The organism is Neisseria sp. P0018.S001 (assembly GCF_051957355.1).
GTDB lineage: Bacteria > Pseudomonadota > Gammaproteobacteria > Burkholderiales > Neisseriaceae > Neisseria > Neisseria subflava_A.
The window spans coordinates 111,981-125,847 of sequence record NZ_JBQCWN010000002.1 but is presented as its reverse complement, the minus strand read 5'-3'; the positions used below and the strand labels follow the sequence as shown (position 1 = coordinate 125,847).

Here is a 13,867-nt window from a genome sequence, read left to right as displayed (position 1 = left end):
AGGCGGTGCAGTGGTATCGCAAGGCGGCAGAACAAGGGTATGCTGGTGCCCAAGTTAATTTGGGCCTGATGTATGAACAAGGGCAAGGCGTCCGTCAAGACTATGCACAGGCGGTGCAGTGGTATCGCAAGGCGGCAGAACAAGGGTATGCTGGTGCCCAAGTTAATTTGGGCCTGATGTATGAACAAGGGCAAGGCGTCCGTCAAGACTATGCACAGGCGGTGCAGTGGTATCGTAGGGCTGCAGAACAAGGGAATGCCGATGCCCAAGTTAATTTGGGTCTGATGTATGCCAACGGGCAAGGAGTCCGTCAAGACGATGCACAGGCAGTGCAGTGGTATCGGCAGACTGCAGAACAAGGGGATGCCCAAGCCCAAGTCTTGTTGGGTATAGCCTATGAGTCTGGACGTGGCGTGCGCCAAGACCTCGCCCTTGCCCAAGAATGGTACGGTAAGGCTTGCGACAACGGAGACCAAGACGGCTGCGACAATTACCGCCGTTTGAAGCTGGGTTATTGAACAGCTCGCGATGCCGTCTGAAAGCGGCTTGAGCAGGAGCGGACATCCCCCCTGAACAATATGATTTGTTTTAGGACAAAACCAAAATGACTTTCCAAAACAAAAAAATCCTCGTCGCCGGGCTTGGTGGTACGGGTATTTCCATGATTGCCTATCTGCGCAAAAACGGCGCGGAGGTTGCCGCTTATGATGCGGAGCTGAAAGCCGAGCGCGTGTCGCAAATCGGTAAGATGTTTGAAGGGCTGGTGTTTTACACGGGCCGTCTGAAAGATGCGTTGGATAATGGTTTCGATATTCTGGCGCTCAGTCCCGGCATCAGCGAGCGGCAGCCGGATATCGAGGCGTTCAAGCGAAACGGCGGGCGTGTGTTGGGCGACATTGAATTGTTGGCGGATATTGTGAACCGCCGCGGCGACAAGGTGATTGCGATTACCGGCAGCAACGGCAAAACGACGGTAACGAGCCTGGTCGGCTATCTCTGCATCAAGTGCGGACTGGATACCGTTATCGCGGGCAATATCGGTACGCCGGTTTTGGAGGCGGAATTGCAGCGCGAAGGCAAAAAGGCGGACGTGTGGGTGTTGGAGCTTTCCAGTTTCCAACTGGAAAACACCGAAAGCCTGCGCCCGACTGCGGCGACGGTACTGAACATCTCCGAAGACCATCTTGACCGCTACGACGACTTGCTCGACTACGCGCATACCAAGGATAAGATTTTCCGTGGCGAAGGCGTGCAGGTTCTGAATGCGGACGACGTGTTCTGCCGCGCCATGAAGCGTGCCGGGCGCGAGGTGAAATGGTTTTCGTTGGAACACGAAGCCAATTTTTGGTTGGAACGCGAGACAGACCATTTGAAACAAGGCAATGAAGATTTGATTGCCACGCAAGACATTCCGCTGCAAGGCTTGCACAACGCCGCCAACGTCATGGCTGCTGTGGCTTTGTGTGAGGCCATCGGTTTGCCGCGCGAAGCATTGCTCGAACACGTCAAAACCTTCCAAGGCCTGCCGCACCGCGTGGAAAAAATCGGCGAGAAAAACGGCGTGGTGTTCATCGACGACAGCAAAGGCACGAACGTCGGCGCGACTGCCGCCGCGATTGCCGGTTTGCAAAATCCGCTCTTCGTGATTTTAGGCGGCATGGGCAAAGGGCAGGACTTCACGCCCCTGCGCGACGCGCTTGCCGGAAAGGCAAAAGGTGTGTTCTTGATCGGTGTAGATGCGCCGCAAATCCGCCGCGATTTGGACGGCTGCGGTCTGAATATGACCGACTGCGCCACTTTGGAAGAAGCCGTTCAGGCAGCATACGCCCAAGCCGAAGCGGGCGATATTGTGTTGCTCAGCCCGGCTTGTGCGAGCTTCGATATGTTTAAAGGCTATGCACACCGTTCGGAAGTGTTTATCGAGGCGTTCAAAGCTTTGTAAGGCCGTCTGAAAGATGAAAGTCGGGTTGAAAATCGGCTTGTTGGCAGTCGTGCTTTCGGCTGTCGCCGCTTCGGTGTTTTGGTTTGCCGCGCCGATTCGTTCCACGACAACCGTTACCATGCCAAGTGAAGCGCCGTTACCTGAAGATGCAGTTATCGACAGATTGGTCGTGCATAAAAGCAAACGTACCATGTCTGTGTACTCGCAAGGCAGGCTGCTGAAAACCTATCCCATTTCGTTGGGCAAGCAGCCGGTCGGGCATAAACAGTTTGAAGGCGACGGCAAAACGCCCGAAGGAAAATACCGCATTAATGAGCGTAATCCCAATAGCGGCTACCATAAAAACCTCGGCGTTTCCTATCCCAATGAAGCCGACAAAGCCTACGCGGTGGCACAAGGCAAAAGCCCGGGCGGGCTGATTAAAATCCACGGCATGAAAAACGGCTGGGGTTTTATCGGTAAAAAACACCTGAAAAAAGACTGGACCGACGGCTGCATCGCGGTAACGGACGAAGAAGTCGACGAACTCTACCGCAGTGTGAAACACAATGCGGAAATTGAGATTCTGCCGTAGGTTTTATGCCTGTTGAAGTGATGGGGCAGGTTGGAACGGGTAGTCGATTGCTTGTCAGGCCGTCTGAAAAGCTTGGTAGGGCAGGGGACTTGATACTGGGATTTTTATCTAAAATAAGCCGCCAATCCTTCCTAAGGACAGGTCAACACGCTTTCTCTTTTTTGAACCGTAGATTCTGAATTGTTGGTTTGGAAATAAACCTTTAAAATAACGTTAATTCATTTTTTTCAGACGGCCTCTTGCCCATTTGCAGGCCGTCTGAATATTTTATTCAAGCCGTTACGGATGTTTTCATGATTAGTCTTTCCAAAATGCTTGACCGGCCGATTGCGCGCGATGGTCGGAAGTTTGATGTTTCTCTCTTGTGGATGGTCGTCTTAATGACGGTCTTCAGCCTGATTATGATTTATTCGGCTTCTATTGCGTATGCAGCATCGGAAGGGGGCAGCCAGTTTTCTTTTGTGTCTAAGCAGGCAATGTTTATCCTGTTTACGGTGGCCATATGCTTGCCGCTTTTCCTGCTGAAGATGAGCTTCTGGCGGCGGATTATTCCGTTTTATTTTGCTGTTTCGGGTTTGCTATTGCTGCTGGTTTTGTTTGTCGGCCGCGAGATTAACGGTGCGACGCGCTGGATTCATATCGGACCGCTCAACTTGCAGCCAACCGAGTTTTTCAAATTGGCGACGGTCTTGTATTTGTCCAGCCTGTTTACGCGCCGTGAAGAAATGTTGCGTGATTTGGATTCTTTGGGTTGGTCGTCTTTGTTTACCGGTATTGGCGATTTGGTGTGCAGCCCTTTCAAAAATGAAGCTCGGGTAAGGGTAAAGGAACGCTTCCGCAAGTTTAAGACCTTGATTCTGCCGATTATGTTGGTGGCGGTCGGTTTGGTTTTGATTATGGGTCAGCCGGACTTTGGCTCGTTTGTCGTGATTGTCGTGATTACCATGGGTATGCTGTTTTTGGCAGGTTTTCCGTGGAAGTATTTTGCCGTATTGGTGGCGACCGTTGTGAGTGGTATGGGTTTGTTGATTTTGGCTGCACCCTACCGTATGGCGCGTGTGGCGGCGTTTTTGGATCCATGGAGCGATCCTTTGGGTAAAGGCTATCAGCTGACGCATTCCTTAATGGCGATTGCGCGCGGCGGCTGGTTTGGCGAAGGCTTGGGTGCGAGTTTGGAAAAACGTTTCTACCTGCCTGAAGCGCACACGGACTTTATTTTTGCTGTTATCGGCGAGGAATTTGGCTTTGTCGGGATGCTGGTTTTGGTGTTCTGCTACGGCTGGCTGGTGTGGCGTGCGTTTTCCATCGGCAAGCAGGCGCGTGATTCGGGCTTGATGTTCAGCGCGTATATTGCCAACGGTATCGGTATTTGGATTGGTATTCAAAGTTTCTTCAATATCGGTGTAAACATTGGTATCCTGCCCACTAAAGGCCTGACTTTGCCGTTTATGTCTTACGGCGGTTCGGCTGTCTTTATCATGCTGGTGTGCGTTACTTTGTTATTGCGCATTGATTATGAAAACCGCCAAAAAATGCGCGGTTATTCGGTGGAGTAAAACCATGAGCGGTAAAACTTTTATGCTGATGGCCGGCGGTACGGGAGGCCATATTTTCCCTGCATTGGCGGTTGCCGAGTCGCTGCAAAAGCGCGGCCATCATGTGATTTGGCTGGGTAGTCAGGATTCGATGGAAGAGCGTATCGTGCCGCAATACGGCATACGCTTGGAAATGCTGGCCATTAAAGGTATCCGCGGCAATGGTATCAAGCGCAAGCTGATGTTGCCGTTTACGCTGTATAAAACCGTCCGTGCGGCGCAGCAGATTATTAAGAAACACCGTGTCGAGTGTGTTATCGGTTTTGGCGGTTTCGTTACCTTCCCCGGCGGTTTGGCGGCAAAACTGTGCGGTGTGCCGATTGTGATTCACGAGCAAAATGCCGTGGCAGGTTTGTCCAACCGCCAACTGTCGCGCTGGGCGAAACGGGTGTTATACGCTTTCCCGAAAGCGTTCAGTCACGAAGGCGGTTTGGTCGGCAACCCCGTCCGCGCGGATATTGCCAACCTGCCTGAGCCTGCCGAACGCTTCCAAGGGCGTGAAGGTCGTCTGAAAATCTTGGTGGTCGGCGGCAGTTTGGGTGCGGATGTGTTGAACAAAACCGTTCCGCAAGCTTTGGCATTATTGCCTGAGGCTGCCCGTCCACAAATGTATCATCAGTCCGGCCGCAATAAATTGGGTAACCTGCAGGCGGATTATGATGCATTGGGTGTGCAAGCCGAGTGCGTCGAATTTATTACCGATATGGTATCCACCTACCGCGATGCCGATTTGGTAATTTGCCGTGCCGGCGCGCTGACGATTGCCGAGCTGACGGCTGCTGGTTTGGGTGCATTGCTGGTGCCGTATCCGCATGCGGTAGATGACCACCAAACAGCCAATGCGCGTTTTATGGTGCAGGCCGAAGCCGGTTTGCTGCTGCCGCAAACTCAACTGACGGCAGAAAAACTGGCCGAAATCCTCGGTGGATTAAACCGTGAAAAATGCCTGAAATGGGCGAAAAATGCCCGTACCTTGGCGTTACCGCACAGTGCGGACGATGTGGCGGAAATTGCCATATCTTGTACCGAATAAGCAGGCAGACTTTGTTCAAGGCCGTCTGAAAAGTTAATTAACGGCGTTTCAGACGGCCTTTATTGCTTTTGTTAAAATTCCTTTACAATAAAAGCATAGCGCAGAAGCGGATAGCCCTTTAAAATAACGCCTTTACGCACTAAAAACCAACCGGAACGCAACGTTATGATGAAAAATCGAGTGACCAACATCCATTTTGTCGGAATCGGCGGCGTCGGCATGAGCGGTATTGCCGAAGTTTTACACAATTTGGGCTTTAAAGTTTCCGGTTCGGATCAGGCGCGTAATGCCGTTACTGAGCATTTGAGCGCTCTCGGCATCCAAGTTTACCCAGGTCATACTGCCGAACACGTCAATGGTGCCGACGTGGTCGTTACCTCTACTGCGGTCAAAAAAGATAATCCGGAAGTTGTTGCCGCGTTGGAACAGCAGATTCCCGTGATTCCGCGCGCGTTGATGTTGGCAGAATTGATGCGCTTCCGCGATGGTATCGCCATTGCCGGTACGCACGGTAAAACCACAACCACCAGCCTGACCGCTTCTATTCTCGGCGCGGCAGGACTCGATCCGACTTTCGTTATCGGCGGCAAGCTCAACGCAGCAGGTACCAACGCCCGTTTGGGTAAAGGCGAATACATCGTTGCCGAAGCCGACGAATCTGATGCCTCTTTCCTGCACCTGACCCCGATTATGTCCGTCGTGACCAATATCGATGAAGACCACATGGACACTTACGGCCACAGTGTTGAGAAACTGCATCAGGCGTTTGTGGATTTCATCCACCGTATGCCGTTTTACGGTAAGGCCTTCTTGTGTATCGACAGCGAACACGTCCGCGCGATTTTGCCCAAAGTGAGCAAGCCTTACGCGACTTACGGCTTGGACGATACTGCCGATATCTATGCAACCGATATTGAAAACATCGGCGCGCAAATGAAATTTACCGTTCATGTCCAAATGAAAGGACATGAGCAAGAGCCGTTTGAAGTTGTTTTGAATATGCCCGGCCGCCACAACGTCCTCAATGCGTTGGCGGCTATCGGCGTTGCGCTGGAAGTTGGCGCATCGGTTGAAGCGATCCAAAAAGGCTTGCTCGGCTTTGAAGGTGTCGGCCGCCGCTTCCAAAAATATGGCGACATTAAATTACCAAACGGCGGAACCGCTTTGCTGGTGGACGATTATGGCCACCATCCTGTCGAAATGGAAGCAACCCTTTCCGCCGCACGCGGTGCATACCCTGAAAAACGCTTGGTCTTGGCTTTCCAACCGCACCGCTATACCCGTACACGCGATTTGTTTGAAGACTTTACCAAAGTCCTCAATACCGTTGATGCTTTGGTGTTGACCGAAGTTTATGCCGCAGGCGAAGAGCCGATTGCCGCGGCCGATTCCCGCGCCTTGGCGCGCGCCATCCGCGTATTGGGCAAACTTGAGCCTATTTACTGCGAAAACGTTGCCGACTTGCCGCAAATGCTGCTGAATGTTTTGCAGGACGGCGATGTTGTGTTGAATATGGGTGCCGGCAGCATCAACCGCGTTCCGTCTGCATTGGTGGAATTGTCAAAACAATCATAATAAACAGGCATATTTGCCTTTGAGGACAGATAGGTCGTCTGAACAATATTCAGACGGCCTGTATCAGTATTTAAGAAAGTGGAAATTATGCAGAATTTTGGCAAAGTGGCCGTGTTGATGGGCGGCTTCTCCAGCGAGCGCGAAGTTTCGCTGGACAGTGGCGCCGCTATTTTGGCTGCCTTGAAAAGCAAAGGCATCGATGTCCATGCGTTCGACCCCAAAGAAACCCCGTTGTCTGAATTGAAAACACAAGGTTTTCAGACGGCCTTCAATATTCTGCACGGCACTTTCGGCGAAGATGGCGCGATTCAAGGCGCGTTGGAGCTGATGGGTATTCCTTACACCGGCAGCGGGGTGGCTGCTTCCGCGCTGGGTATGGACAAATACCGCTGCAAACTGATTTGGCAGGCTGTAGGCTTGCCTGTTCCTGAGTTTGCAGTATTGCATGAAGACAGCGACTTTGATGCCGTTGAAGAAAAATTGGGCCTGCCGATGTTTGTGAAACCCGCCGCGGAAGGCAGTAGCGTCGGTGTGGTAAAAGTCAAAGAAAAAGGCCGTCTGAAAAGCGTTTACGAAGAATTGAAACATTTGCAGGGTGAAATTATTGCCGAACGCTTTATCGGCGGCGGCGAGTATTCTTGCCCGGTATTGAACGGCAAAGGCCTACCGAGCATTCATATTATTCCGGCTACCGAGTTTTACGACTACGAAGCCAAATACAACCGCGACGATACGGTTTATCAATGCCCGTCGGAAGATTTGAGCGAGGCGGAGGAAAACCTGATGCGCGAACTGGCTGTGCGTGGCGCGCAGGCGATTGGTGCGGACGGCTGTTCGCGCGTGGACTTTCTGAAAGATACGGACGGTAAACTGTATCTCTTGGAAATCAATACCTTGCCTGGTATGACCAGCCACAGTTTAGTGCCAAAATCTGCAGGCCATACCGGCGTAGATTTTGCTGATTTATGTATTGAGATTTTGAAGACCGCTCATGTGGGATGATGCAGGCGCACTGGGTCGGCTGACCCGCCGGCTATTGGTGCTGATGACCTTTCTGTTGATAGGTTCGGGCATAGCTTGGCTTTACAATTCCAAATATTTCCCGGTGAAACAGATTGCCATTCAGGGCAAGCTGAAATATGCTTCCGGCAAAGAATTGCAAACCGTTGCACGAGAGCATATCAGGGGTAATATGTTCCGCGCCGATATTGATTCGGCGCAGGCCGCTTTTCAGGAATTGCCTTGGATTGACTCGGCAATGGTACGCCGCCGTTTTCCGGAAACCGTGGAAATTATCCTGACCGAGCGTGTGCCGGTTGCACACTGGCGCGCTGGCGGCTTGGTGGACAGTAAGGGTAATGTGTTTGCTGCAAGCCTGAAACAGGACCTGCCTATATTTGAAGGGCAGCAGGGGACAGGCAAAGACATGGTCAAACATTATGCGGACTTTTCCGGTATTTTGAGCCCGTTGAAACTGACCATCAAAGAATTGATCTACACGCCGCGTTCGGCATGGCTGCTTGTATTGAACAATGGCATTACCGTGCGCTTGGGGCGTGAAAACGAAATCAAACGTTTGCAGCAGTTTGCCCAGATTTGGCCATCGCTGCTGCGTAAAAAACAAAGTCGTATCGAGTATGTCGATATGCGTTATAAGGATGGTTTTTCAGTCCGTTACAGGCCGCCTGAAAACCCTTCCGACAGTGAATAGCCGATTAGACGTGAAGCAATCTTGTTTCAAAAATAATCAAACCGTCAGTCAGACAACATAGCGAACGAGCAATTATGGAACAACAACAAAATAAATATATCAGTGCCTTAGACATTGGTACGTCCAAGGTCATCGCCTTAATCGGTGAGATTCGGGAAGATAACGAAATCCACATTGTTGGCTTGGGTCAAAGCCCTTCACGCGGCCTGCGTGCAGGTATGGTGACCAACATTGACGCCACTGCGCAAGCCATTCGTCAGGCGGTAGAAGATGCCGAGCTGATGGCAGATACCAAAATTTCCCACGTCGTTACCGGTATTGCCGGTAACCATATCCGCAGCCTGAATTCACAAGGCGTGGTCAAAATTAAAGATGGCGAAGTATCGCAAGCCGATATCGATCGTGCCATCGAAACGGCCAAAGCCATCAATATTCCGCCTGATCACAACATCTTGCATACCGTGGTTCAAGAGTACATCATCGACAACCAACCTGGTGTGAAAGAGCCTATCGGCATGAGCGGCGTGCGTTTGGATACCCGTGTACACATCATTACCGGTGCGAACACTGCTTTGCAAAATATCCAAAAATGTATCCAACGTTGTGGCCTGCAAATGGATCAAATCATGCTTCAGCCTTTGGCAAGCGGTCACGCCGTTTTGACTGAAGACGAAAAAGATTTGGGCGTGTGCGTTATCGATATCGGTGGCGGTACAACCGACATCGCGGTTTATACCAATGGCGCAATTCGCCATACTGCGGTGATTCCCGTTGCCGGCGATTTGATTACCAAAGACTTGGCACAAGCCTTGCGTACGCCGCACAGTGCAGCTGAGTACATCAAAATCCATTACGGTGCTGCGATTCCGACTATGGACGGCTTGGATGAAATGATTGAAGTTCCTAGCGTTGGCGACCGTCAATCACGTCAAATTTCACGCCGTGTATTGGCTGAAATCATCGGCCCGCGCGTAGAAGAAATTTTGGAATTGACGCTGAACGAATTGCGCCGCTCCGGTTTCCCTGAAGAAGTGCTGACTTCCGGTATCGTTTTGACCGGTGGTGCTTCTATGTTGACCGGTATTGTTGAGTTGGCGGAAGAAGTCTTCAATCTGCCAGCGCGTATCGGTGTTCCACAAGAAATGGGCGGTGTATCTGAGCGTATCCGCAATCCACGCTATTCAACCGCCATCGGTCTTTTGCAGGCTGCAAGAGGAGAGGAAGACGGCGCGCCGGTGACAGGTGCCATTGTGGTTCATGATCAGGCTGAAAAAATCAGTCTGTGGGCAAGACTGATGAAATTCGTTAAAGACAATTTCTGATAAAAGTTTTCAGGGCAGGCGGTGTAGCAACCGTTTGTCCTGAATATTTAAGTGAGATTAAACGGTTTTAAATAATTGCTAAGTGAATAATTTAAAACTTGTATATTTTCTGTTAAAAAATGTAGTAAAAATATAACGCTGACAGCCGAATGGTAAGAAGATTTTTGCCAGTATCTGGATACTTCTTATATAATACGGATAATGAGTTATTTTTGAACCGTCCTTAATAAAGCGGGGCGCGGAGGATTATTGAATGGAATTTGTTTACGACGTAGCAGAATCAGCAACGAGCCCTGCTGTTATTAAAGTTATCGGTTTGGGTGGCGGTGGCTGTAATGCCATCAACAACATGGTTGCCAACACCATTCATGGTGTTGAGTTCATCAGTGCCAATACCGATGCGCAATCATTGGCTAAAAACAATGCGGCTAAACGCATTCAATTGGGTACAAACCTGACTCGCGGTTTGGGTGCCGGTGCAAATCCTGAAATCGGTCGCGCCGCTGCTCAAGAAGATCGCGAAGCCATCGAAGATGCCATCCGCGGTGCAAACATGCTGTTCATCACTACCGGTATGGGTGGTGGTACAGGTACCGGCTCTGCTCCTGTTGTGGCTGAAATCGCTAAAGAAATGGGTATCCTGACCGTTGCGGTTGTGACTCGTCCGTTTGCTTACGAAGGCAAACGCGTACATATCGCTCAAGCAGGTTTGGATCAACTCAAAGAGCGTGTCGATTCCCTGATCATTATCCCGAACGACAAATTGATGACTGCCTTGGGCGAAGACGTGACCATGCGTGAAGCTTTCCGTGCGGCAGACAATGTACTGCGTGACGCGGTTGCCGGTATTTCCGAAGTGGTTACTTGCCCGAGCGACATGATCAACTTGGACTTCGCCGACGTGAAAACCGTGATGAGCAATCGCGGTATCGCCATGATGGGTTCAGGTTTCGCGCAAGGTATCGACCGTGCCCGTTTGGCTACCGATCAAGCTATCTCCAGCCCGCTCTTGGATAACGTTACTTTAGATGGCGCACGCGGTGTATTGGTAAACATTACCACTGCTCCTGGCTGCCTGAAAATGTCTGAGTTTAACGAGATTATGCGTATCGTCAACCAAAATGCACACCCTGAAGTGGAATGCAAATTTGGTGCTGCCGAAGACGAGAGTATGAGCGAAGATGCTATCCGTATTACCATCATTGCTACCGGCTTGAAAGAAAACGGTACTGACAACCAACTGCGTGCTGCTGCCCGTACCCAACAATTGGTACGCGGTGCGGAAGAAGCGCCCCAAGCTCAAAGCCAAAGCAATGCTGAAAGCCTGGTTCGTACTAACCGCAATATCCGTTCTATGAACCTGACTGCGGCTGATTTCAGCAACCAGTCTGTGCTGGATGACTTTGAAATTCCTGCTATCTTGCGCCGTCAGCAACATACTTCTGATAAATAATCAGGATCATGTATGAAAAGACCTGCCTTTAAGGCGGGTCTTTTTTATTAGTAAAATATACTTAAGGCCGTCTGAAAATTTTCAGACGGCCTTAAGTTCAAATAAAGCAAATAACAAACTTACCCTTTATTGAGAATTTGTTTGTTTTCGCCCTCACGACGCAATTCTTTGGGCAAGACAAATACAATGCTTTCTTCTGCGCCTTCACCTTCGCGTATGGTCTCGTGTCCCCAGTCTTGAATAGTTTGTAATACTTCTCTGACCAAGACTTCAGGCGCAGATGCCCCGGCAGTGACACCGACCTTGGTTTTGTTTTCAAACCATTCTTTTTTCAGATAGGTAGCATTATCGACCATATAGGCATCAACTCCGCGCAATGCGGCTACTTCACGCAAGCGGTTGCTGTTGGAAGAATTGGGCGAGCCGACAACAATCACGAGATCGCATTCTTCGGCTAATTCTTTAACAGCAGTTTGGCGATTGGTTGTAGCGTAGCAAATGTCTTCTTTGTGCGGATTGCGGATATTGGGGAAGCGTTGATTCAAAGCTGCAATAATGTCTTTGGTTTCGTCTACCGATAAAGTGGTTTGGCTGACGTAGGCCAGTTTGTCAGGATTTTTGACGTTCAGTCCGGCTACATCTTCCACTGTCTCAACCAGAAACATTTTGCCCGGAGGCAATTGTCCCATCGTACCTTCCACTTCGACGTGGCCTTTGTGGCCGATCATAATGATTTCGTAATCTTGCTCATCGAGGCGGGCTACTTCTTTATGGACTTTGGTTACCAAAGGGCAGGTGGCATCAAAAACGCGGAAACCACGTTGTGCCGCTTCTTCCTGTACGGCTTTGGATACGCCGTGAGCCGAGTAAATCAGCGTTGCACCCTTTGGGACATCTGCCAAATTATCGACAAATACGGCACCTTTTGCCCGAAGATTGTCCACGACGAATTTGTTGTGAACAACCTCATGGCGGACGTAAATGGGCGCACCGAATTCTTCGAGTGCACGTTCAACAATGCTGATGGCACGGTCAACACCGGCACAGAAGCCGCGTGGATTGGCAAGGATAATGGTTTTTTGAGTCATGTGTGTTCCGTTTTCAGACGGCCTTTGTATCGTTTGAAGGTGTTTTTTTGTGCAGCAAACCATCTATTACCAAGCAAACTGCACCAACGCAGATAAAGCTGTCGGCAATGTTAAATGCGGGGTAAAACCAGTTTTGCCAATAGAAAAGCAGAAAATCGACAACGTGGCCGTGAATCAGACGGTCAACCACATTGCCAATCGCGCCGCCGATAATCATGGCAGCCCCCAGTTTACCCCAGCGGCCAAACTCATCGCGCCAGATGGCACGGGCCAAATACAGGCTGATAACGACGGCCAGACCTAAAAAGAAGAATTTTTGCCAGCCGCCTTGGTCGGCCAAAAAGCTGAAAGCCGCGCCTGGATTATAGGCAAGCGTCAGGTCAAAAAAGTCTGGAATGATATTGAGGCGTTCGCCTTCGGTAAAGTGTTTCAAGATTTCCCATTTGCTCAGTTGGTCAAGAATGATGGCAACGAGGGAAAGTAAGAAAAAGGGCGTTTTTGCAGAAGAGGATGAACTCATGTTTTCAGACGGTTTATGTAATAAAGGGCTTATTTTACCTGAAAGCAGGCAGGAAGTGTTTGCGATGGCATCGACGTTAAGGCCGTCTGAAAATAGAAACGCCGCCACTTGAATGTATCAAAGGGCGGCGTGGTAAGTATATGCAGGCTTATTGGTTTTTAAGCAATGGGAAGCCCAGTTTCTCGCGGCTTTCAACGAATTTTTGAGCAACGATACGGCTCAGTGCACGAATGCGGCCGATGTAGGTTGCGCGTTCGGTAACGGAAATGGCGCCGCGTGCATCCAATAGGTTGAACGTGTGGCCGGCTTTGAGTACAAGTTCGTAAGCAGGCAGGGCAAGACTGGTGTCTTCAACGGCAAGCAGGCGTTTGGCTTGTTCTTCATAGTCGTTGAATTGGCGCAAGAGCCAATCGGCATCGCTGTATTCGAAGTTGTAGGTGGATTGTTCGACTTCGTTTTGATGATAAACGTCGCCGTAAGTGACGATGTTGCCATCAAGGGTTTTTGCCCAAACGAGATCATACACATTTTCCACGCCTTGCAGATACATGGCGAGACGCTCGATACCGTAGGTGATTTCACCAAGTACAGGGGAGCAGTCGATACCGCCGACTTGTTGGAAGTAGGTGAATTGGGTTACTTCCATGCCGTTGAGCCAAACTTCCCAACCCAAACCCCAAGCGCCGAGAGTAGGGTTTTCCCAGTCGTCTTCGACAAAACGGATGTCGTGTACTTTAGGGTCGATACCCAATTCGCGCAGTGAGTCGAGGTAGAGGTCTTGAATATTGGCGGGAGCTGGTTTGAGCGCAACTTGGAATTGATAGTAGTGTTGCAAGCGGTTGGGGTTGTCGCCGTAGCGGCCGTCTTTGGGGCGGCGGCTGGGTTGAACGTAAGCGGCAAACCAAGGCTCTGGGCCTAACGCGCGCAGACAAGTGGCAGGATGGGAAGTACCGGCACCGACTTCCATATCGAAAGGTTGGATAACGGTGCAGCCTTTGTCTGCCCAGTAGTTTTGTAATTTGAAAATAATTTGTTGGAAGGTGAGCATGGTGGA

At 50.4% G+C, this 13,867-nt stretch carries 13 protein-coding genes; 10 read left to right on the top strand and 3 right to left on the bottom strand.

Annotation, left to right across the window (positions count from 1 at the left end):
* From ACTHTJ_RS02050 to ftsZ, 10 genes are all read left to right on the top strand, one after another.
* Window positions 1-518 (top strand): tetratricopeptide repeat protein (locus tag ACTHTJ_RS02050; protein ID WP_440360820.1); only part of this gene is annotated, 518 nt, incomplete at its 5' end.
* Window positions 519-604: 86 nt separating this feature from the next.
* Window positions 605-1,942 carry a UDP-N-acetylmuramoyl-L-alanine--D-glutamate ligase gene (gene murD, locus ACTHTJ_RS02045; RefSeq protein WP_070585185.1) on the top strand — a complete coding sequence of 446 codons (1,338 nt, stop codon included), beginning with the start codon at window positions 605-607 and terminating at the stop codon, window positions 1,940-1,942.
* 13 nt (window positions 1,943-1,955) lie between these two features.
* On the top strand, window positions 1,956-2,516 hold the full coding sequence (locus ACTHTJ_RS02040) for a L,D-transpeptidase family protein (protein ID WP_070585183.1): 561 nt from the start codon (window positions 1,956-1,958) through the stop codon (window positions 2,514-2,516).
* A 293-nt stretch (window positions 2,517-2,809) separates the two neighbouring features.
* Window positions 2,810-4,072 carry an FtsW/RodA/SpoVE family cell cycle protein gene (locus ACTHTJ_RS02035; protein ID WP_063076125.1) on the top strand — a complete coding sequence of 421 codons (1,263 nt, stop codon included), beginning with the start codon at window positions 2,810-2,812 and terminating at the stop codon, window positions 4,070-4,072.
* A gap of 4 nt (window positions 4,073-4,076) precedes the next feature.
* Complete coding sequence (murG, locus tag ACTHTJ_RS02030) at window positions 4,077-5,144, top strand: undecaprenyldiphospho-muramoylpentapeptide beta-N-acetylglucosaminyltransferase (protein WP_440360821.1); 1,068 nt, start codon at window positions 4,077-4,079, stop codon at window positions 5,142-5,144.
* A 165-nt stretch (window positions 5,145-5,309) separates the two neighbouring features.
* On the top strand, window positions 5,310-6,719 hold the full coding sequence (gene murC / locus ACTHTJ_RS02025) for a UDP-N-acetylmuramate--L-alanine ligase (protein ID WP_070585180.1): 1,410 nt from the start codon (window positions 5,310-5,312) through the stop codon (window positions 6,717-6,719).
* A gap of 87 nt (window positions 6,720-6,806) precedes the next feature.
* A complete protein-coding gene (locus tag ACTHTJ_RS02020; RefSeq protein ID WP_070585177.1) occupies window positions 6,807-7,721 on the top strand; it encodes a D-alanine--D-alanine ligase in 915 nt (304 codons plus the stop codon).
* Entirely contained in the window at window positions 7,711-8,430 is a 720-nt protein-coding gene (locus ACTHTJ_RS02015) for a cell division protein FtsQ/DivIB (RefSeq protein WP_070585175.1), read from the top strand. The genes ACTHTJ_RS02020 and ACTHTJ_RS02015 overlap by 11 nt, the downstream gene beginning before the upstream one ends.
* A 74-nt stretch (window positions 8,431-8,504) precedes the next feature.
* Entirely contained in the window at window positions 8,505-9,752 is a 1,248-nt protein-coding gene (gene ftsA / locus ACTHTJ_RS02010) for a cell division protein FtsA (protein WP_070585172.1), read from the top strand.
* Window positions 9,753-10,005: 253 nt separating this feature from the next.
* Entirely contained in the window at window positions 10,006-11,205 is a 1,200-nt protein-coding gene (gene ftsZ / locus ACTHTJ_RS02005) for a cell division protein FtsZ (protein ID WP_070585169.1), read from the top strand.
* Window positions 11,206-11,324: 119 nt separating this feature from the next.
* Here ftsZ and ispH read toward each other — a convergent pair whose 3' ends face one another.
* From ispH to glyQ, 3 genes are all read right to left on the bottom strand, one after another.
* Window positions 11,325-12,293 (bottom strand): 4-hydroxy-3-methylbut-2-enyl diphosphate reductase, encoded by a 969-nt coding sequence (gene ispH / locus ACTHTJ_RS02000; protein ID WP_070585166.1) that lies wholly within the window; start codon window positions 12,291-12,293, stop codon window positions 11,325-11,327.
* A gap of 13 nt (window positions 12,294-12,306) precedes the next feature.
* Window positions 12,307-12,813 carry a signal peptidase II gene (gene lspA, locus ACTHTJ_RS01995; protein ID WP_039861846.1) on the bottom strand — a complete coding sequence of 169 codons (507 nt, stop codon included), beginning with the start codon at window positions 12,811-12,813 and terminating at the stop codon, window positions 12,307-12,309.
* A gap of 148 nt (window positions 12,814-12,961) precedes the next feature.
* Window positions 12,962-13,861 carry a glycine--tRNA ligase subunit alpha gene (gene glyQ, locus ACTHTJ_RS01990; protein WP_003685919.1) on the bottom strand — a complete coding sequence of 300 codons (900 nt, stop codon included), beginning with the start codon at window positions 13,859-13,861 and terminating at the stop codon, window positions 12,962-12,964.
* Window positions 13,862-13,867 lie beyond the last annotated feature (6 nt).

Bases quoted from the DNA above. Each gene is read 5' to 3' on its own strand.
- murD (WP_070585185.1), top strand. From the start codon at position 605: ATGACTTTCCAAAACAAAAAAATCCTCGTCGCCGGGCTTGGTGGTACG.
- ACTHTJ_RS02040 (WP_070585183.1), top strand. From the start codon at position 1,956: ATGAAAGTCGGGTTGAAAATCGGCTTGTTGGCAGTCGTGCTTTCGGCT.
- ACTHTJ_RS02035 (WP_063076125.1), top strand. From the start codon at position 2,810: ATGATTAGTCTTTCCAAAATGCTTGACCGGCCGATTGCGCGCGATGGT.
- murG (WP_440360821.1), top strand. From the start codon at position 4,077: ATGAGCGGTAAAACTTTTATGCTGATGGCCGGCGGTACGGGAGGCCAT.
- murC (WP_070585180.1), top strand. From the start codon at position 5,310: ATGATGAAAAATCGAGTGACCAACATCCATTTTGTCGGAATCGGCGGC.
- ACTHTJ_RS02020 (WP_070585177.1), top strand. From the start codon at position 6,807: ATGCAGAATTTTGGCAAAGTGGCCGTGTTGATGGGCGGCTTCTCCAGC.
- ACTHTJ_RS02015 (WP_070585175.1), top strand. From the start codon at position 7,711: ATGTGGGATGATGCAGGCGCACTGGGTCGGCTGACCCGCCGGCTATTG.
- ftsA (WP_070585172.1), top strand. From the start codon at position 8,505: ATGGAACAACAACAAAATAAATATATCAGTGCCTTAGACATTGGTACG.
- ftsZ (WP_070585169.1), top strand. From the start codon at position 10,006: ATGGAATTTGTTTACGACGTAGCAGAATCAGCAACGAGCCCTGCTGTT.
- ispH (WP_070585166.1), bottom strand. From the start codon at position 12,293: ATGACTCAAAAAACCATTATCCTTGCCAATCCACGCGGCTTCTGTGCC.
- lspA (WP_039861846.1), bottom strand. From the start codon at position 12,813: ATGAGTTCATCCTCTTCTGCAAAAACGCCCTTTTTCTTACTTTCCCTC.
- glyQ (WP_003685919.1), bottom strand. From the start codon at position 13,861: ATGCTCACCTTCCAACAAATTATTTTCAAATTACAAAACTACTGGGCA.